Raw genomic sequence first — 20437 nt, forward strand, 5'->3', positions numbered from 1 at the left:
TCGTTAATTGTAGCAGTAATTCCCACCGTTGAAAAGCTTCCTTAGGAAAATTTTTGAACAAAAAAGCGGCCGCTTTCTTAAAAGGCCACTTAGAATAAATCAAAGGAAAGCTGCTCCGAATCCACCGTCTCTCTGTTCCTTACACCCTTTCGAGATCCATGTTTCCTAAGCTGTTTACCAGCCTCGTCTTCAGCTGTTTGCGACTCCTTCACAGCCCATAAGGTATCCCGTGCTTTCTTCGTTGCTGCTTGGATATCGATCATGGGAGCCGGATATTCCAAGGAGGCAAACGAAGGAAGCTTCCATGGCTCGTGAATGAAAGACGCAGGAATGCCGCGAAGCTCCGGAATATAAGTCCGGATAAAAGCCCCGCCCGGGTCGTGGTCGAGTCCCTGTTTGACAGGATTATAGACTCGGATGGTATGGAAACCTGTTGTACCAGCCTGCATCTGCATTTGGCTGTAATGGATTCCCGGTTCATAATCGAGGAACAACCCCGCCAGTGCACGGGCTGGTTTTCGCCAATCCAGTCTTAATGTATGACAGGCAAAGGAAACGACCATCGCCCTGGAACGAAAATTGATCCAGCCAGTCTCATGAAGGGCACGCATGGCGGCATCGATCATCGGGAATCCGGTACTTCCTTGATACCAGCGGCGGAATGCTTCTTCATTCCATTCCTCGTACACTTGATCAAAAGCAGGATTCATCGACTCTTCCGCGATTTCGGGCTCATCCTCCAAACGCTGGATGAAATGGCAGTGCCAGTAAAGACGGGACAAGAAATTCTCCAGCTGCTTTCTTTCTCCCGCATCGCTGCATGCCCTGATCTTCATCCAAGTCTGCTGGACAACGAAGCGGAGGGATATGTTTCCCCAGGCAAGATATGGAGACAGACGACTTCCAGATCGTGCTGATTTCAGTGGTTTCGATATGTGATAAGAATAGGAATGGAAGCGTACCCTTAAAAAGCTGTCCAACGTCCGATGTGCTTCTTCCACTCCTCCCTTCTGTCCTTTATCAAGCGTCGAACCGCCGACATACAGCGAGTCCAATTGGTCCAGATTCAACGTCAACACGGATTCCTTTTCCGGGACGCACGGGATTTTTTCCGGTACAGGAAAGACCGGATGCTTCATGAACTGTTCCCAGCGCTCAGAAAATCCGTCCCTTGAGTTCAAGCCACGGAAGACTCCGAATGGTTGATCTTCTTTCATGGTTAACCCCTTTTGCTTCATCCACGACCTTACTCTCTGATCCCTTGAAAACGTGACCGGTGTTCCATTTTCTTCATGCGCATGAAGAGAAAACGGGCCATATGTCTCGTATATCTCTTCCAGCACTGTTTCCATCTCCCCGACAGCGACGAATAACCGACCGCCTCTCTGCTTTAACTCCTTCTGCAGATCATGGAGGCTCTCTTTCACAAACTGATAATGGCGGGCAGACAGCTCCTGCCCCTGCCAGATGGAAGGTTCTGCAACGTAAAGCGGAAGCACCATGTCTCCCGACTGTACCGCATTATATAATGGTGCATGATCATGGAGACGAAGGTCCCGCTTGAACCAGACGACACGCAACAAAATAACCAGCTCCCGAGTAGTAATACCCTACATTCTACCTTTTTGATAGATTTTTTTCACCCGTTGATACTCGCCCCTCTCTATCCTTTTTCTAGAAAAAATTGTAGAAGAGCGGATTGACACCCTATTTTTCTCATGCTAGTATGCTTGTAATCAATCCAATAGCAATCTCTTATTCAGAGTGGTGGAGGGACTGGCCCTACGAAACCCGGCAACCGATCGATATGATTGTGGTGCTAATTCCAGCAGAGCAGATGCTCTGAAAGATAAGAGAGGTCCGTACAATCAGAACCTCTCATACAAGAGGTTCTTTTTTATTATTCAACTGAATAATCTGTTCCACAGGTGCCGGGGTGTCCCCCGGCTTAAAAGGGAAGACCGGTGAAAATCCGGCACGGTCCCGCCACTGTAATTGGGAGCGGAGCTGCAGCAGCCACTATCATAGTCGATGGGAAGGCGCAGCCCGCCGTGATCATAAGTCAGGAGACCTGCCTCTGGAACCCGCACTAGGTCCTACGAGGAATAGGCAGGTGTTGACAACGGGATTCGTCTACCCTTTTTCGACGTATCCTTCCCATGTCACTCCGTCGTCTCTCTTTGTAGGTAAGAGAGATTTTTTTATTGGATTGAAAAACAACTGCAGGAGGAATGGGAAATGAAACAAGCACGAAGTTCAGCAATTGGGTACCCGCGTATCGGGGAGAAACGGGAATGGAAGAAAGCTCTGGAGCGCTATTGGAAGAAAGATACGACAGAGCAGGAGCTTGTGGAAGAACTGACTGCCCTCCGACACAAGGATTGGAAGAAACAAAAAGAAGCAGGGCTCGATTTGATTCCGGTCGGTGACTTCAGCTATTACGACCACGTTCTGGATACATCCATCATGTTCGGGATCATTCCCGAGCGTTTTCAGGATACGGAACCCACTTCACTGGAAACGTATTTCAACATCGCCCGTGGCACAGAATCAGCGGTAGCCTCCTCCATGACAAAATGGTTTAATACCAACTATCACTATATCGTCCCGGAAATTGAAAAGGATACAAAACCGGTGCTTCTGGAGAACAGGCCGCTCCGCTATTATAAAGAGGCGAAGGAGCAGCTCGGCATTGATGGAAAACCGGTGCTGCTAGGGCCTGTGACCTACTTGAAGCTTGCCAAGGGTTTTGATAAGCAGCCGTTCGAACAAGTGCTGCAGGCACTGGTACCGCTCTACATACAAGTGCTTCAAGAATTGGCCGCAGAAGGAGCAGCTTGGGTTCAAATCGATGAGCCGATTCTTGTTACTGACTTATCGGAAGAAGACCTCCGCTTCGTTCAATCGGTTTATGACACCATTTCTAAAGAAGTGAGCGGCATCAAGCTTTTGCTTCAAACATACTTTGAAGCAGTGGAAGCTTATGATTCCGTCATTCAACTTCCTGTAGATGGCATCGGCCTTGATTTCGTGGATGATAACGGCCAAACCCTGTCCCAGCTCGCTGAACACGGCTTTCCGAACGATAAAGTATTGGCGGCGGGAGTGATTAACGGCCGAAACATCTGGCGAAACGATTGGAAACACACATGGCAGATCACGGATGCTGTCAGAAAGATCGTGCCGGAAGACCGCTTGATTCTCCAGCCTTCCACCAGCCTGCTTCACGTGCCGGTGACGACCGAATCGGAAACGAAGCTGGCATCTGACCTGAAACAGGTCCTTGCCTTCACTGATCAGAAACTGGAAGAAACGGTTCTTCTGACGAAGGGCGTCAATCAAGGAAAAGCAATCATCCTGCCGGAGGTGGAGAAACATTCCCGAAACTGGAGGTCCTTTGCGAATTCCGAAGGCCGCTCGAACGAGAACGTACAGCAGGAAGTAAAACGTTGGAAAGACAAACATCCGTCCCGTGCCTCCGAATTTTCCAATCGAAAGAAGGTACAGGAGGAAAAGTTCGCTCTGCCTCTGCTCCCGACAACGACGATCGGCAGCCTGCCCCAGACGACAGAAATCAGAAAGGCCCGCGCCAACTTCCGAAAAGGTGCATGGAGCGAAGAAACATACGATGCATTCGTAAAGGAAAGGACGGCCGAATGGATCGCCAACCAGGAAGAGGTCGGCCTCGACGTCCTTGTTCACGGCGAATTCGAGCGGAATGACATGGTAGAATATTTCGGTGAGAAGCTGAACGGTTTCGCTTTTACGGAATACGCCTGGGTGCAGTCCTACGGCTCCCGCTGTGTGAAGCCTCCCATTATATTCGGAGATGTATCTCTACCAGCTCCTATGACGGTGAAAGAGAGCGCTTATGCACAGTCATTGACCAACAAACCGGTCAAAGGGATGCTGACTGGGCCGATTACCATCCTGAATTGGTCATTCGTGCGGGAGGATATCCCTTTTGCAGAGGTTACGGAACAAATTGCTCTTGCTCTCCAAAAGGAAATCCGTGCTTTAGAAGACGCAGGCATTGGAATGATTCAAGTAGACGAGCCGGCACTACGTGAAGGGCTGCCGCTGAAATCCAATAAACAAGCGACGTACCTTGATCAATCTGTCCGCGCCTTTTTACTTGCGACCGCTGCAGCGGCAGATGAAACGCAAATCCATACGCACATGTGTTATTCGGAATTCGGCAGAATCATTGCCACGATTGACAAACTGGATGCGGACGTCATTTCCATTGAAACTGCCCGCAGCCATGGGGAACTGATTGAAGCTTTCGAAACGTTCGCATACGATAAAGGTATCGGACTCGGCGTTTACGACATTCACAGCCCGCGGATTCCAAGTGTGGAAGAAATGGAACAAAGCATCCGTCGTGCTCTGAAAGTGCTCGATCCACGCCAGTTCTGGATCAATCCCGACTGCGGATTAAAGACACGCGGGATCAAGGAAACACTTGCTTCCCTTCATCACATGCAGCAAGCTGCTCAAAACATACGCGAGCAGCAAAAGACAACCATTCACCAATAATATAGAAGAAACCAAACGGCACACCTTCCATCGGTGTGCCGTTTGGTTATGCCTCAAGTGTCCCTTTCGTCAGCTGCTGCTTAAGGGACGCTGCTTTCTTCTTGATTTCTTTTTTCTTCTCTTCCTCCCGCTTCTGCCATTGACTGTAGATCAATTTCATTCTTGGATTATCCTGCAGCTTATCGGCATGCCTGTCCAGGAAGTCCCAATACATCGCGTTGAACGGACAGGCATCATCTTCTGTTTGATGCTTGACGTTAAACTCGCAATGCTTACAGTAATTACTCATTTTCTTAATGTAAGACCCTGAAGAGACATACGGCTTCGTCGACAGCAATCCTCCATCAGCATAAAGAGCCATGCCGAGCACATTCGGAAGGACAACCCAGTCATAGGCATCGACATACATTTCATTGAACCAATCCGATACCGCCTGCGGAGAGATACCGAACAAATTGGAGAAATTCCCGATGATCATCAACCGTTGGATATGATGGCCGTAACCTACATCGATCACAGGACGGATCGCTTGTTCCATGCATTTCATTTTCGGCTTTCCTGTATAAAAAATGCCGGTAGTTCAGCCTCGTGACCGAGTTCGTTTACAGAAGCGTAGCCGGGCATTTTCTTTACGTACACAGCACGCATATATTCCCGCCATCCTAGTATCTGTCGGATGAAGCCCTCCACGGCGTTCAGCGGTGCTTCCCCTGCAGCATAGGCAGCTTCTGCCTTTTCAATTACTTCCTCAGGATTCAGAAACCCTATATTAATAGAAGAAGAAAGCAGTGAATGGGACATGAACGGATCATCCACCAGCATGGCATCCTGATACGTTCCGAATGTCGGGAGCCGCTCATCGATGAATTGATTCAGCTTCTTCAACGCCTCCTTACGCGTCATCGGCCATGGAAATGCATCGAGATTCCCGGGGTTATCACCAAAATCCCGTTCCACTTCCTTTATCACCTGTTTCGTGATGTCATCCGGACGAAAGGTCCTTGGTTTTACAAAATCCGTATCTTCATCTGCAGGCTTCCGATTATCCTGGTCAAACGACCACCTGCCGCCGACAGGATTCCCATCTTCCATCAATATGTCTCTTTCTTTTCTTAACCTTCTATAGAAAGCGTCCTGCTTCCACGGCCCTTCCCCTTTCAGCCGGTCGACTGCTTCCTCTTCTGAGAGCAGGAACAGCGGCTTCTCGGAATGGTAATGAACCGCTACCTCGCCGTTTAGATTGTTTTCCCATTTCTTCAGCGCCCGCTTCATCCTGTGATCGGTTACGGTTGTTACGTGTACTTCATCCGGGTGGTAGCGCTCCTGGTGGCTTTCCCAAGCTTCCGTAAAAGATTCCGCTTTGCGGTAATCGACGGTGAAGCCTTTTTCCTCCAACTCTTCTGCGAAGTGGCGCATGCCGGAGAAGATCAGGACGAGCTTCTGTTTGTGGTAGGACTGCCAAAGGGAACGCGATTTCGCTTCAACCATCAGAATGACGTCGTTTTGCTTGTCCGCTTCGTTCAATAAAGGCAGCTGATGACACAGCTGATTTCCGAAAATCCACCTCGTCTTCATCTCATCACCTCTGAAAGATAAGTACCACAAAAGGTACGTTGTGAATCCTCCCATAAAAAAACCCCGTCACAACGACAGGGATTTCACTCTTTTTCCGACTGCATCCGCTCTGCAAGCAGCTGTTTCACTTCATTGTAGGACCGCCCGGATTCCGCATTAAGACGTTTGACTTTCTCGATGTCCGTTCCGGAGCTTGTTACAGATTTGTGTTCCTCCGACACCGCTCATCACCTCCTCCTGTTAATCTCCGCTGCTGTTCTCGATATTATACATGCAGAACAAAGACTATATACCTGAATCTAAAGATCCAATGAAACAGATTAAAACCACTCACCCAAACAAAAATATGGTACTATACTCTTAAAAGTCTAATCAAAAAGGAGGCCGGGTAAATGAAGTGGAAAGCACTCCAATCAGAACGTGGTGTCACCCTTCTTGAAATCGTCGTCTCTATGACCATCCTATTCATCGTATTAATTGTTGCTTTCCCTTTGTTCACCCAATCTCAACGGTCCTCTTCCGTATCATCAAACATGCTAGATGCGACTTATATAGCACAGAAGAAGATGGAAGATGTTTATCACTTAAGTACATCTATTCCTTTCCAACAGGTAGAAACGGCGCTCGCCCCCATGAAGCGCATGGCGGAAACAGAAAAGACACTTCAAATGGAAGAAGCCGCTGACGGTTATTACATAGAGCTGACTTTGACGAAACCGGATGGCGGGCTGTCCACCATAATCGTGAAGGTGTTCCAGAATTCCGACAAGCAGGATTTGGAAGCGCAGATGGAGACGATCTACCGATGGGAGACAGAGGCATGAAGTCCTTTTTTCGGAAAGAAGACGGTGTCACGCTTGTAGAACTGCTTGCAGCCTTGAGTCTGGCAGGCATCCTCCTCCTCTTGATCAGTAACATCTTCTTCACAAGCCAACATCAATATGAGGTGCAGACAAAACAGATCGATCATGAAGCAGATGTACGCTATGCGATGAATGCCATTACCAAGGCGGTTCGTAAAACCAACGAGGTAAGCATAACGGACGAGCGCTTGAAGACGGATTCGTCCACTTTTGAACTGAACGGTTCCGAAATGTTACAGGATGATTCCCTCCTGGCACAGAACATCGACTCTTTCAAACTGGAGAAAAACGGAGACCAGATCCGTATCACGATCGAGAGCACATCCAACGGACAAGGGAAAACGACCTCTTTGACAACCGCTCTGTATATAAGGGAGTAACCATTATGAATGGAAAACGATTTACCAATGAACAAGGAATGATCTTCGTGTTTGTCCTGATGGTTCTGATGATCCTTTCGATCCTTGGTTTGAGTCTGCTCGGCCTTGTTGCAGGCAACACCAAGATCAGCTCGACGGAGCGGGACCAGCAGTCTGTTTATTACATCGCGGAAGCAGGAGCGGTCCAGCGGCTGCAAGATATGGAGGAAGCCGTCGATTTATCGTACGCTGACGCTGATGACGAACGTTCTTTCTACGAAGTATTAGAAAAGAAGATGCTGGGGACCGTCGACATTCAATCGTTCACACCTGCTTTTGGGAAACAGCCGGAAGCGGAAGTCACGATAACCAGGGACCAGGAAAATAACCCTGGAAGTTACCAAATCACATCGACAGGGAGGATTGGGGCGCGGACGAGGACAGTCACCCAGTCGGTTCACATCCAATGGCAGGAAAAAGGCGGCATGACCGTACCGAACGCGATGGCCGTCTTCACAGAAGAAACGATTACCTTATCCGGCGGAGCTCTTGTTGAAGGGAATATCGGAACGAATTCAGAAGCGGCAAACACCGTGTCCTTTAATGGTGGAGCGAGCGTAACCGGAGACATTTACGTTCCATCAGGCGCAGAAGATCAAGCAGTCAATGCTCCTGCCTATATGAATATTCCACCACCGATTCCGAATAATACGCACGTTCCGTTCGAGCTGCCCCCCTTCCCGGTCTATCCGGACTATCCGGTTCCTGATGACGAACGTCTTCAAAAGACCGAATGGAACGGCTATGACGTCATCAAGGACGGGAAGCTGAAAATCGACAACTATATTTCTGATGGATACACGCTCCATCTAACAAACGATATCCACTTCAAGGAAATCATCCTTAACAGCAACTACACGTTGACCATCGATGTCGGGGACACGGACAAAGCTATCGTCGTCGACCACCTGAACGTAAAGAACGGACATATAAACATAACCGGCACAGGGAAACTGACTTTATATGTGAAAGATGCGCTTACGATGGGTTCCGGCAGCACCATCAACGAAAATGGTTCCATTGAGCAGCTCGGTGTTTATGTCGCTGATTCCGACGAAGCTCGACGTATTAAACTGGCAGGAAGCCAGAAAATCTTCGGCTCTCTCTATGCGGAAACAGCGGATATAGAGTTGACCGGAGGCGGCGGATTTCAGGGACATATTTTTACCGGAGGCGGAAGCTTCATCATTTCCGGGGGAGCGAGAGCTTACGCGTCCCTCCTCTATGCTCCTCATGCGGACTTCCGGATAACCGGCGGGGGTAAGGTCCTTGGTTCTATCTTATCGAAAACGTACCGTTCAGACGGAGGGGGGACGGTGGAATATCAACCGTTCGACATTCCCTCCATCCCGTTCGTACCGGATGGAGACAGGAAGACACCGGACGATCTCCTCACTGCCGGCCCTGTAAGGGAAGCTTAATAAAAAGGAAAGAAGCAGAGATACTCCTCTCTGCTTCTTTCCTTTGCTGTCGAACGGTTAAGGTGAGTACAAGGAATCCTATTCTTTCTGCAGGAGCCCGTTCTCCAGACAGAAGGCAAGCATCAGCTCTTTATAACCAGCGCCATGAAACTCAATTCCGATCTGATCTCCTCCATAAGCCTTGATGATCCCTGTCCCGAATTTCTTATGAACAATCCGTCTGCCGATCTCGACCTCATCAAGCGTAAGCAGCCGCTCATCGGATAAGTCAACGTCCGCATGCTTCGGTCTCTTTTTAACAGTCGAACCCCCTGGCTGGATGATTCTGCGGACGTTCATGACGAAGAGCGATTCCGTCACGCGCTCGTTTCCTTTGTAGCTGTATGTCAGCAGCTGCAAGTCCTTCCGCGCTCTCGTCATCCCTACATAGAAGAGTCGGACCGCTTCTTCCATCGGCCCCTGATCCTGACTTCGGTACCGCTCCATGTCATCTTTGGAAGGCACGACCCCGTTGATCAAATCAATCATAAACACCTTGTCGAACTCCAGTCCCTTCGCGCTGTGAAAAGTAGTGAGCGTAAGCGGGCTTGTCTCTTTATTGAACTTGGACGTTTGAATCAGATGCTCCAATTCTTTCAAGCGATCTGCGAAGCCCTTTAACGACCCGAGGCCCTGAGCAATTTCCTCCAGCGTATCAAGGATCCCGAACAACTGCTCCGCCTGGAACCCGAACTTCTCGACCATTTTTTGCAGGGCATGATCGTAGCCGAGCTTTTCGCGGATTGTCCGGATTGCTTTGTCCGGTTCCATTTCATTGATGGCATGGAAATGTTTCTTCGCAAGCTTTAAATTCTTCTCCTGATAAGATGGAATATCGGTGTCAAGAAGCGTATCAAAGACAGAACCGCCCCCTGCCCTCTTTAAGAAAGCAACCTGCTTCTTCGATATATATCCGTTAAATTTCGTATGAATCCGATCCAACACATCGACGCGTCCATCGTTGTAAGAAAATCGCAGGAAATTAAGAATATCTTCGACGACCCAGTGTCTGAAGAACTTGGCGTCGATGTCCTTCATATAAAAGGAAACTCCCGCGCGGTCCAGCTTATCCGCCAGTGGGACGGCGGAAGCGTTATTCCGGTACAAGACCGCGACCTCTTCGGCAGAGCCGCTTTTCCTGATTTCTTCCGTCACATAATTCAACTGCTCCTCATAGTTTTTCAACGCTTTAATTTCTACTGGTTTCCCGGAAGGATTCTCTGTGAACATTTCTTTCTGGAAACGGTTCTTGTTGCGCTTGATGAATTGATTGGAAGCTTGGACAATTTCCTTGGAGGAACGATAATTCTGTGCCATCGTCATGACCGTTCCTTCCGGATACGCCTTCTCAAATTGCAGCAGCTTCGTCACGTCAGACCCGCGCCACATGAAGATGGACTGGTCATCATCTGCTACGACACACAGATTGTTCTGCGGTTTTGCCAGGAGTTCGATGATTTCATGCTGCACGACCGAATTGTCCTGACTCTCGTCTGTTAAAAGGTAAGAAAACCTCTGCTGGTATTTCTTCAAGATGTCGTTCTCTTCCAACAGCAGTTGATAGCCGTAAGTCAGCATATCATCAAAGTCGAGCAGCCGTTTCTCTGCACCTGTCTTCTTAAAACGTTCATACGCTAAGTAAATATCGGACGCATGCTTTACGGTACAGTCGACACTTTCCAGTTCCTTCCCTTCCACCATCCGGTTCTTAACGAAGCTGATATACGTCATAAGTTCATCCATTTCCTCCTCTGTAATCGCAGCCCCGTTCCGCTCTTCAAAGAGGCGCTTCAGAATGAATTTCTTATGAAGAGGAACGTCCGGGCCATCGAAGCCCTTCTTCCATTCTTCCTCACTGACGCTCCCTTCGATCAATTGAAAGTCCTCGCCCCGCTTCCTGAGAACTTCCCGAACCACCTGATACGCAAAGCTGTGAATGGTTGAGAAATGGACTTTCTGATCCGTCATCCCGGAAAAGAATCGATCGAAACGCTCCTCCATGTCCCTCGCAGATGCTTTACTGAAGGTGACAGCAAGAATTTGTTCCGGTCTCACCCGCTCCTCCAGTAGTAAATAACCGATTTTCATATTAAGGGTCGTCGTTTTCCCTGCCCCTGGGGACGCAAGCAGAAGAAGCGGTCCGTTTGTGTGGGTCACCGCCTGTTTCTGGACATCATTTAAGCGGACGCCCGTCTGTTCTTCCATTCGTGTAAAGAAGTCCATGATCGTGTTCCTTTCTTCTATATACTCAGCAAGAAAAAATAGATGGAAGAAGGCCGAAGTCCCCTCTTCCATCTATTCCTTTCCTCCGTAACAAAAAAGCCATCCTCCATTATAGCTTCTATACTGCATTCCATCCAGCTCCTTTAGTTAAAGGGACAAAAAATCCTCATCCTCCCTTCCTATTCCAGACTCCCATGATAAAATAAAGAAACGATATATTAGCCTGATTAGGAGTGGACGTAGGATGGATAAAAAAGATATTGCCGGTATTCGCAGGCAGTTGAAAGTAGAAAATGACCTATTGAAAATATCCGATATTTTCAATGTGTATATTATGAAGGAATCGACGGACATTTATCATTATCAAAGTCAGCCCTTTGATCTGCTCGACCAGGATCAGCAGGAGCTGTTCATGAACAATTTCAAGAAACTGCTGACAGGGCAGCTTGATGAGAAGCTGTTCGAATTGAAGTTTCAGCGTGAAGCGGAAGATCACACCCAGCTCCTTCTCCATAAAGGACTGCTGAGTACGGACGTAGAAGATTGGAAAGAACAGATGCTGGCCATGACAGAGAAGATGATTCGCGACCGACCGAATGAAAAAGACACCGTCATCACCTTCATTCGAGCGGAATACCGAAAGCCGATGAAGGCAAGGAATGAAGAGGCGGAGGAAAGCGAACGCGATACCGTATATTCGAATCCCTTCCTCCTCTGCAGCGTCAACCGGACGGAGGAACCGAAGAAAGCGATCCAATTCGACTACATAGAGAAGGAATTTAAATATAAAATCGAAGTGGACCCCGTCATCGATTTGAAGAATCCGATGACCGGCTTCTTGTTCCCATGCATTACAGACGGTGCTGCCGACGTTAATCACATCCTTTACGCAGCCGGTAAAGCAAACGAACCGGACTACACCTTCATCGAGGACGTGTTGAACGGAGAAGAGATTATGACGGCGAAGGAGGATAAAGCCGTATTCGAAGAAGTAATTAAAGATGTTGTCGGAAACCAGCTTAACCCTTCCACTCTTGCAAGCGTCTACGGCGAGATCAACCGCGTCGTCGAAGAGAACGAAGAAGATGAGGCGCCGAAACTGGATTACAGAGACGTTGAGCGTGTCCTATCCCAGAGCGGGGAGCAGGTCGATTCCGAGAAGGTGAAAAGCGCCTTTGAACGAATTACCGACGATGGGGCTTATGAGCTGAAAGCAAGCAGCATCGTGCCACGCTACAAGTCAAAATCGATTAAGATCAACACAAAAGTCGCCAACATATCCATCAGCCCGCAGGACTTGGAATACGTCCGGCAGGTCAACTATAAAGGAAAACGGTGCATCATGATCGAAATTGAAGAAGATGCGGAAATCGAAGGTTTAAAATGCTTCCGGAAGCATTCGGAGACCAATAAAAAAAAGCACGCCTGCCGTTTCTGCGGCAGGCGTGCTTTTTTCAAGAAACATATAGAGGATGGAACAAACCTTTGCAGCATGCGCGAATCCTCGCTTCTTCCTTCTCTTCATATGTAACGACAAAGCACGTAGCAGGACCACCTGACTTCTCGATATCCAAATCACAGTGGAAGGAGACATCCGACAAAAGGTTATTGTCCTCCAACAATCCCCTCGTCTCACCGGCAATTCCCTTGGACCCTACAGGAAGCACTTCATAGACCCCGTCCAACTGAAGCAGTTGATCGAACAAATGAAGCGGAGCAATGGATTCACGCTTCGTCCGTACCTCTTCTCCGACCAATGGCTCACCGATAACGGCAAATTTGGCGGTTTTCGGTGTCTTCCTCACTTTCTTACTTTCGGAATTCACCTGTCCAAGAATGGCAATAGCAAAGGCGGACTGAGGCAATGGAAAGTTCGATTCCGTACTCCCTGTAACCGGAAGATGATACCCCGTTTTCTTCCCCAGCTCTTCAATGGCGCCGGAAATCCTCCGCCACCCTTCTCCACCGGAGAAATCGTACAAAATCACCGATACAGGATCAGCACCGACCGCCCTGTTTTCCATATAAGCGACACGGAACAGCGCCTCGGCCACCACTTCATAAGGAGCATTTACCTCATCCGCTTCCTTCTCACCGATAAACGCTGCATTATCCGAGCTGATCACAAGCTCCCGTCCTTCTCCTAAAGGAACAAAACTTACATCCCTCATGCTGCTTCCCCCTTTTATCCCTATCTTCCTAAGTGTACCTTACCACATCTCTGATTCCATCGTCCCTTGTTAGATAATCTTACAAGATTTATACTGGAATCTTTCCTATAGATTATGTCAACTATACAGGAGGTACAAATAATATGAACCATTTCACCTATCACAATCCTACAAAGCTGATTTTCGGAAAAAATCAGCTCGATGCATTGAAACAGGAAATACCTAAGTACGGCAAGAACATTCTCCTCGTCTATGGTGGCGGTAGTATCAAGCGGAACGGCTTGTACGATCAAGTCGTGAAACAATTGAAGGAACTCGATGTCACCATTTCCGAATTGAGCGGAGTCGAACCAAACCCTCGTCTTTCCACGGTAAGAAAAGGAATCGAAATCTGCCATCAGGAGAACATCGACTTCCTGCTTGCCGTCGGCGGAGGAAGCGTCATCGACTGTACAAAAGCAATCGTTGCCGGCGCAGCGTATGACGGAGATGTTTGGGACATCATCAATAAGAAAGTGACAGCTGAGGAAGCCCTTCCGTTCGGAACGGTGCTTACCTTGGCTGCGACCGGTTCCGAAATGAACCCGGATTCTGTCATTACGAATTGGGAGACAAATGAAAAATACGTATGGGGAAGCCCCGGGGTCACCCACCCTGCCTTCTCTATTCTAGATCCCGTCCACACGATGTCCGTCCCGCGCGACCAAACGATCTACGGAATGGTGGACATGATGAGTCACGTGTTCGAGCAATACTTCCACAACGTCTCCAACACGAAGCTGCAGGACCGTATGTGCTTCTCTGTCCTGCAGACTGTCATCGAGACAGCTCCGAAGCTGTTGGAAGACTTGGAAAGCTATGAGCACCGGGAGACGATTCTTTACTCCGGTACCATCGCTTTGAACGGAACCCTGCAAATGGGCTATTTCGGAGACTGGGCTTCCCACACCATCGAGCATGCGGTATCCGCTGTCTATGACATTCCTCACGCCGGTGGACTCGCCATCCTGTTCCCGAACTGGATGCGCCACGTTGTCGACCATGATGCCGAACGGATGATGCGAGTGATGCTTGCGATGTTCGATATCGATACGACAGGTAAAACCGACAAAGAAATTGCACTGGAAGGTGTCGATAAGCTGAGCGCCTTCTGGTCCAGTCTCGGTGCCCCATCGCGCCTCGCCGACTATGAAATCGGCGAAGACCGTCTGGAAGAAATAGCAGAGATTGCAGCGAAAGAAATGCAGCACGGCGGATTCAGCAACTTCCGCAAACTGAACAAAGAGGACATCCTTTCCATCCTGAAAGCATCGTTATAAAAATGCAGACAAAAGCCATGGCGGATCATTCTACCGCCATGGCTTTTTGTCACGAAAAAAAGGAGGACCAATGAATTGGTCCTCCCGTGCCTTCTTTATTTATTCGAGCGTTTCAACACACTCTTATAATGAGTGAACGTATCAAAGCTCGCTTTTCCGTGGTACGCGCCCATGCCGCTGTCACCGACACCGCCGAACGGAAGGTAGTGAGACGTCATATGGTTGATGGTATCATTGATCGCTCCGCCCCCGAAGGACAGATTGCCGAAGACGTCATCCTGAACCCCTTCATCATCAGAGAACAGGTAGAGAGCGAGCGGTTTGGGACGATCCATAATTTTCTCCACCGCTTCCGGAAGCTCGTCATAGGTCAGCACCGGAAGGATCGGTCCGAAGATTTCATCCTGCATGACCGCATCATCCCAGGAGACATTATCAAGAATCGTCGGCTCAATGAACAGCTGGGAACGGTCAGACCCGCCTCCTGCCGCTAACGTCCCGTTATCCAGGAACCCTTGCAGACGATCGAAGTGTCGTTCACTGACCACGTGAGGGAAAGTGTCCGCAGATACTTCCGTCCCGTAGTTGTTCGTGATCACTTGTTTGATTTTAGCAATGAGTTCATCCTTCACACGGCTGTGTGCAAGCACGTAATCCGGTGCGACACATGTCTGTCCGGCATTAGCATATTTGCCGCGTGCAATCCGTGCGGCCGTTTCATCAAGATCGGCATCCTCGTGCACGATCACAGGGCTCTTGCCGCCGAGCTCCAGTGTCACAGGAGTCAAATGCTTGGCTGCCGCCTCTGCAACGATGCGGCCGACACCGGTACTGCCAGTGAAGAAAATATAATCAAAGTTTTCTTTCAGAAGCGCCGTACTTGTCTCTACTTCCCCTTCCACGACACGAAGATAGTCCTCGTCAAAATGGTCGTTGATCAAGGCTGCAAGCAGATGCGACGTGTTCGGTGTCAGCTCGGATGGCTTCAAGACGGCTGTATTCCCTGCAGCGATCGCTCCCGCCAGTGGGTTCAATGCAAGCTGGAACGGATAATTCCAAGGCGCAATGACAAGGGCCGCTCCATATGGATCAGCCATAATGAAGCTGGACGCTCCCTCATGCGTCGCAGGCGTAGGAACTTCCTCCGGCTTCGTCCAATCCGACAGGTGATCGAGCATGAAGTCGATTTCCGATACAACGAGACCGATTTCCGCCCGTTTCCCCTCTACTTCCGGTTTATTAAGATCCGCTTTCAGCGCATCTAGAATGTTCTGCTCGTTCGCTGTGACGAGGTTCTTCAATTTATTCAACGCCTGTTTACGGAATTCAACGGACTTCGTCTGTCCTGTCCGGAAAAAGGCTTTCTGTTTTTCAAGCAGTGATTGATAGTTTTCCATGATGTATTCTCCTCTCATCATTCTATTCAAGGGCAGCCGGTTCCAGCCGCCTCGTTTTGTGTGAATGACCAACAGAGCCTGGTCTTTGGTGTGCGCCATTAAAGATACGCCTCCTCAGGTAAATGGTCAAACCATTTGTTTCGGAAGTCGAAAGAGTAAATACCGACCATATCTCAGTTGAGAACCATTCCATACCCAACCAATGTAACAAGCAGCCTTATTAAAAAATGTAAAAGATACTTTCTTTTCTGATAGTTTGTTAGAATGATAGTAACAACACACACTGCATTTACTACACAAACCTTTCAACCGCCTTGATAAACCCTTCCCTTGTCTACCAATCCTGTTATACTCTCAATTTTTTTCTGAATGTCAGAGGTTCTTTCTTTTATTTCTATTCTCTTTTTATTATAATTATAATCTGAGATTAGTTTTAATTATGTTTCTATTATATAGAGGAGGAGATTTGAACATGGATAAGAACGAAATGCACGACAGCAAAGCTGGCAAGTGTCCGGTATCTCATGGCAAAACGCAGGAAGAAAACGCCGTTACAACGACGAAAGTCGGTACGACGAATAAAGACTGGTGGCCGAACCAGTTGAACCTGCACATCCTTCGTCAGCACGACACGAAGACGACACCGATGGGAGAAGACTTCGATTATACAGAAGAATTCCAAAAATTGGATTACGATGCACTCAAACAGGACCTTCATAACCTGATGACCGACAGCCAGGATTGGTGGCCGGCCGATTACGGTCACTACGGCCCCCTCTTCATCCGTATGTCCTGGCATGCGGCAGGAACATACCGTACCGGAGACGGCCGTGGTGGTGGAGCAACCGGGAACCAGCGCTTCGCACCGTTGAACAGCTGGCCTGATAACGCCAACCTCGATAAAGCCCGCCGCCTGCTCTGGCCGATCAAACAGAAGTACGGCAACAAAATTTCCTGGGCAGACCTGCTCGTCTTGACCGGTAATGTAGCTCTTGAATCCATGGGATTGAAAACGTTCGGGTTCGGCGGCGGTCGTGAAGACATCTACCATCCGGAAGAAGACATCTACTGGGGTACGGAAACAGAGTGGCTGGGTGACAACCGCTATTCCGGTGATCGTGAACTGGAGAACCCGCTCGCAGCTGTACAAATGGGACTGATCTATGTAAACCCGGAAGGACCGAACGGCAAGCCGGATCCTTTGGCAAGCGCCCGTGACATCCGCGAAACGTTCGCACGAATGGGAATGAATGACGAAGAAACTGTCGCTTTGACAGCAGGCGGACACACCTTCGGTAAAGCCCACGGTGCCGGTGATGCCGAAGCACACGTCGGCGCTTCCCCTGAAGCCGCAGACATCGAAGATCAAGGCTTAGGATGGAAGAGCACTCATGGCAGCGGAAAAGGCCGCGATACAATTACGAGCGGTGTCGATGGTGCCTGGACAGCAAATCCTACGCAGTGGGACAACGGCTATTATGACTTGCTGCTCGGATATGATTGGGAACTGACGAAGAGTGCAGCCGGTGCCTACCAATGGAAGCCGGTCAATCCCAAAGAGGAACACCTCGCCCCGGACGCGGAGGATGCTTCCATTAAGGTGAATACGATGATGACGACGGCTGATATGGCACTCCGGGAAGACCCTGAGTACTTGAAGATTTCCCGCCGATTCCATGAAGATCCGGAATATTTCGCTGACGTCTTTGCACGCGCATGGTTCAAACTTCTCCACCGTGACATGGGACCGAAAGCCAGATACCTCGGCCCAGAGGTACCTGATGAAGACTTGATCTGGCAGGATCCGGTACCGGAAGCCGACTATGAACTATCCAGTGTAGAAACAGCGGAGTTGAAAGAGAAAATTCTTCGATCCGGACTGACGACGAGCGAGCTCATTACGACGGCCTGGGCTTCCGCAAGCACCTTCCGTGGATCGGACAACCGCGGGGGCGCCAACGGAGCACGCATCCGGCTTGAGCCACAGAAGAACTGGGAAGTGAACGAGCCCGAACAGCTGGACCACGTCCTCTCCGTTTACGAAGATATCCAAAAAGACTTGGATAAGAACGTCAGCCTTGCTGATTTAATCGTCCTCGGAGGAAGTGCGGCGGTAGAAAAAGCAGCCAAAGAAGCCGGCTTCGAAATCACCGTTCCGTTCGCCCCGGGGCGCGGCGATGCTTCCCAGGAACAGACAGATGTCGAAAGCTTCGATGTGCTGGAGCCGATGGCAGATGGGTTCCGTAACTATGAGAAGAAGCGCTATACGCTGAGCCCGGAAGAGCTGCTTGTCGACAAAGCCCAGCTCCTCGGACTTTCCGCACCGGAAATGACGGTTCTCGTCGGCGGCATGCGCGTCCTCGGCGCGAACCACGGCGGTACAGAGCACGGCGTATTCACCGACAACGTCGGCACACTGACGAACGACTTCTTCGTCAACCTGCTCGACATGGGCATCGAATGGAAGCCTGCCGGATACAATGAATACGAAGGACGCGACCGCATGACCGGTGAACTCGTTCGGACAGCGACCCGCGTCGATCTCGTCTTCGGATCCAACTCTGTTCTACGCTCTATTGCAGAAGTATATGCGCAGGATGACAGCAAAGAAAAATTTGTCCAGGACTTCGTGAACGCCTGGGTCAAAGTCATGAACGCCGACCGTTTCGATTTGAAGAAGAAGAAAAACCTCGCCTATAACTGATAGAAAAACTGCAATCCCCCGATGCATAAGATGCATCGGGGGATTGCAGTTTTCTTCAGTTTCATATATTTTCAGCTAAATAATTTTAGAAGGCGCAAATACTCCACCTCCTTAGTAAGTATAAATACATTTACCCCTTATCATTACCAGGAAATTGTAATTCGCGGTGTTGAAGAAAGATCAACAACGGATTCCTCAACTACTTCTTCCAATTTTTCTTCTTTATTCATTCGAATCACCTCCTTTCAGTACATTAAGCAATTCACAATATCTAAATTAATTGGAGATTAAAAGCTTACCTTGACTATTTAAAAATGTAATTTTTTTATTCCTCATAGTATCCGTGCCCATCATTAAATCTATTTCTACATTATGTACAAAGTTTGTATTTGAGATTGCTAATTTTTTACTAACAATCTTTAAATTCGATAACGTTATTGTGTGTTCTTTCAAATAACCTTTTTTATCAATATTTATCCCGTTTATCCCCATGGATAGTATTCTTTTTTTTCTAATGAACGGATTGTTCTCAATAATTTCGGAATCCTTTGATACCCATGATTTATTCGCACCTAGGTCAATTCCCACTATATTACCAACCTCAGCTTCAATAATCGGAATTCTAGATACTGTTAATTTGGAGTGTGGTTCTAATTCAAACCTTTCTAAATCACTTTCACTGTATATTGTAAAATTTTTGTTTAAATCATCAATTGAAAAATCCAATCTACTTAGAAAATCCCATCCTAGGATTCCATCTATACGAAGGAACTTAAATAGCTTACTGTCCTCTTTCATGAAAAAAAGTACATGATTAAAAAGATTGGCACCAAGTTTCACCTTATCTATAACTACAGCCTTGGTAATGAGGTTTTCTCCTCCGAATCCTTTTAATTTAACATTTCTTTTTAGGCTCTCAATTTCAAGATTCGCTTTTACCTTGTGACGGATAATTGAAATTTGTGATGCTGTATCTATGAGAAATTTGAAGTTCGTATCATTAATCACAATATTTAAGGTATAAAGGTTCCATAAATTTTTTTTTAACCTTATCTTAGTAAATTTGACCTCTTTAAAGTCAACCTCTTTATAGCCCATCGTATTGTACAATTCACTATGTAAATTTTGCGCTTGTAAATTCATTTAATTCCCCTTGTCTGGCCACATAATAACTAGGACTAATTCCCAAAGTCTTTTTGCCCCCTCACTTGTATATTATTAGCTAATTTTTACATAAATCAAGTAATTTGACACAATTATTTGAAAATTATACAATTTTATCAAATAGAAAATATTAGACAGGATGTGCTATGGTTTGGACGAAAGTAAAATTCAAGAGTATTTAGGATTAACTAACGAAAAATTTATTGAATATACGAATTTATTACTAGAGGAAAATGAGAACTTTGCAAACAACCGTTTTGATTTGTTTCATAGTAAAGATGAACCCTTATTGGGTTTAAGTATGTACTCTTATTATCCATTATTTTTAAGGAACTCTTCAATACGGAAGAATTCCTTATGAGAAAACTTATAATATTTTCCCATTACCACTTTCTAAGTCTTTTCCTATTGGATCAAATATATGATTCAAACAAAATAAGAGACTCATTCGAAATAATAGTCTTAGTACGTTTATATCAAAAAGCTGCTTATTATATGAAAGATTTAGTAAAAGATCATGAAGACCTTATGGCAATTATAGAAGAAAACCAAATATATAACGATACCAGTATGATAAATGAGAAATATTCATTTAATTATAAG

14 protein-coding genes, 1 pseudogene and 2 riboswitches are annotated in these 20437 nt (G+C 47.6%); of the genes and pseudogenes, 7 read left to right on the forward strand and 8 right to left on the reverse strand.

Features of this window, described 5'->3' with window-relative positions:
• Nucleotides 1-89: 89 nt before the first annotated feature.
• On the reverse strand, nucleotides 90-1583 hold the full coding sequence (locus D479_RS04120) for a deoxyribodipyrimidine photo-lyase (protein WP_008633996.1): 1494 nt from the start codon (nucleotides 1581-1583) through the stop codon (nucleotides 90-92).
• Between the two features lie 169 nt (nucleotides 1584-1752).
• Nucleotides 1753-1856: riboswitch (SAM riboswitch) on the forward strand.
• 53 nt (nucleotides 1857-1909) lie between these two features.
• A riboswitch (cobalamin riboswitch) is annotated at nucleotides 1910-2094 on the forward strand.
• Nucleotides 2095-2238: 144 nt separating this feature from the next.
• Between D479_RS04120 and metE the strand changes: the two genes are divergently transcribed.
• Nucleotides 2239-4539, forward strand: coding sequence for a 5-methyltetrahydropteroyltriglutamate--homocysteine S-methyltransferase (metE, locus tag D479_RS04125; RefSeq protein WP_008633997.1), 2301 nt, complete (start codon nucleotides 2239-2241; stop codon nucleotides 4537-4539).
• Nucleotides 4540-4585: 46 nt separating this feature from the next.
• Here the strand turns inward: metE and D479_RS21000 are convergent, their stop codons facing one another.
• From D479_RS21000 to D479_RS20625, 3 genes are all read right to left on the reverse strand, one after another.
• Nucleotides 4586-5086, reverse strand: a complete 501-nt coding sequence (locus D479_RS21000; protein ID WP_241210909.1) for a hypothetical protein — start codon at nucleotides 5084-5086, stop codon at nucleotides 4586-4588.
• Nucleotides 5083-6114, reverse strand: coding sequence for a cryptochrome/photolyase family protein (locus tag D479_RS04130; RefSeq protein ID WP_241210910.1), 1032 nt, complete (start codon nucleotides 6112-6114; stop codon nucleotides 5083-5085). Before D479_RS04130 ends, D479_RS21000 begins: the two co-directional genes overlap by 4 nt.
• Before the next feature lie 83 nt (nucleotides 6115-6197).
• Nucleotides 6198-6335 (reverse strand): hypothetical protein, encoded by a 138-nt coding sequence (locus tag D479_RS20625; RefSeq protein WP_008633998.1) that lies wholly within the window; start codon nucleotides 6333-6335, stop codon nucleotides 6198-6200.
• A gap of 171 nt (nucleotides 6336-6506) precedes the next feature.
• Here D479_RS20625 and D479_RS04140 point away from each other — a divergent pair, with 171 nt between their 5' ends.
• Genes D479_RS04140 through D479_RS04150 form a run of 3 tightly spaced genes read left to right on the forward strand, consistent with a single transcriptional unit; the run spans nucleotide 6507 to nucleotide 8817 of the window.
• Nucleotides 6507-6938: a prepilin-type N-terminal cleavage/methylation domain-containing protein gene (locus D479_RS04140; protein WP_008634000.1), complete on the forward strand. Its 432-nt coding sequence runs from the start codon at nucleotides 6507-6509 to the stop codon at nucleotides 6936-6938.
• Nucleotides 6935-7357 carry a prepilin-type N-terminal cleavage/methylation domain-containing protein gene (locus D479_RS04145; protein WP_008634001.1) on the forward strand — a complete coding sequence of 141 codons (423 nt, stop codon included), beginning with the start codon at nucleotides 6935-6937 and terminating at the stop codon, nucleotides 7355-7357. The genes D479_RS04140 and D479_RS04145 overlap by 4 nt, the downstream gene beginning before the upstream one ends.
• Nucleotides 7358-7362: 5 nt before the next feature.
• Nucleotides 7363-8817: a PilX N-terminal domain-containing pilus assembly protein gene (locus D479_RS04150; protein ID WP_008634010.1), complete on the forward strand. Its 1455-nt coding sequence runs from the start codon at nucleotides 7363-7365 to the stop codon at nucleotides 8815-8817.
• A 78-nt stretch (nucleotides 8818-8895) separates the two neighbouring features.
• On the opposite strand, the gene D479_RS04155 is transcribed toward D479_RS04150, so the two are convergent.
• Nucleotides 8896-11151 (reverse strand): ATP-dependent helicase, encoded by a 2256-nt coding sequence (locus D479_RS04155; RefSeq protein ID WP_008634013.1) that lies wholly within the window; start codon nucleotides 11149-11151, stop codon nucleotides 8896-8898.
• A gap of 172 nt (nucleotides 11152-11323) precedes the next feature.
• Here D479_RS04155 and D479_RS04160 point away from each other — a divergent pair.
• Nucleotides 11324-12492: pseudogene (locus D479_RS04160) on the forward strand (DUF4317 domain-containing protein).
• A 41-nt stretch (nucleotides 12493-12533) separates the two neighbouring features.
• Here D479_RS04160 and D479_RS04165 read toward each other — a convergent pair.
• Nucleotides 12534-13250 (reverse strand): hypothetical protein, encoded by a 717-nt coding sequence (locus D479_RS04165; protein ID WP_008634017.1) that lies wholly within the window; start codon nucleotides 13248-13250, stop codon nucleotides 12534-12536.
• Nucleotides 13251-13393: 143 nt separating this feature from the next.
• Between D479_RS04165 and D479_RS04170 the strand changes: the two genes are divergently transcribed.
• Nucleotides 13394-14569, forward strand: coding sequence for an iron-containing alcohol dehydrogenase (locus D479_RS04170; protein WP_008634020.1), 1176 nt, complete (start codon nucleotides 13394-13396; stop codon nucleotides 14567-14569).
• Between the two features lie 95 nt (nucleotides 14570-14664).
• Here D479_RS04170 and D479_RS04175 read toward each other — a convergent pair whose 3' ends face one another.
• On the reverse strand, nucleotides 14665-16065 hold the full coding sequence (locus tag D479_RS04175; RefSeq protein WP_008634023.1) for an aldehyde dehydrogenase: 1401 nt from the start codon (nucleotides 16063-16065) through the stop codon (nucleotides 14665-14667).
• A gap of 373 nt (nucleotides 16066-16438) precedes the next feature.
• On the opposite strand from D479_RS04175, the gene katG reads away from it, so the two are divergent.
• Nucleotides 16439-18670, forward strand: coding sequence for a catalase/peroxidase HPI (gene katG, locus D479_RS04180; RefSeq protein ID WP_008634025.1), 2232 nt, complete (start codon nucleotides 16439-16441; stop codon nucleotides 18668-18670).
• A 276-nt stretch (nucleotides 18671-18946) separates the two neighbouring features.
• On the opposite strand, the gene D479_RS04185 is transcribed toward katG, so the two are convergent.
• On the reverse strand, nucleotides 18947-19813 hold the full coding sequence (locus D479_RS04185; protein ID WP_008634026.1) for a retropepsin-like aspartic protease: 867 nt from the start codon (nucleotides 19811-19813) through the stop codon (nucleotides 18947-18949).
• Between the last annotated feature and the right edge of the window lie 624 nt (nucleotides 19814-20437).

The organism is Halobacillus sp. BAB-2008 (assembly GCF_000328325.1).
Classification (GTDB): Bacteria; Bacillota; Bacilli; order Bacillales; family Halobacillaceae; genus Halobacillus.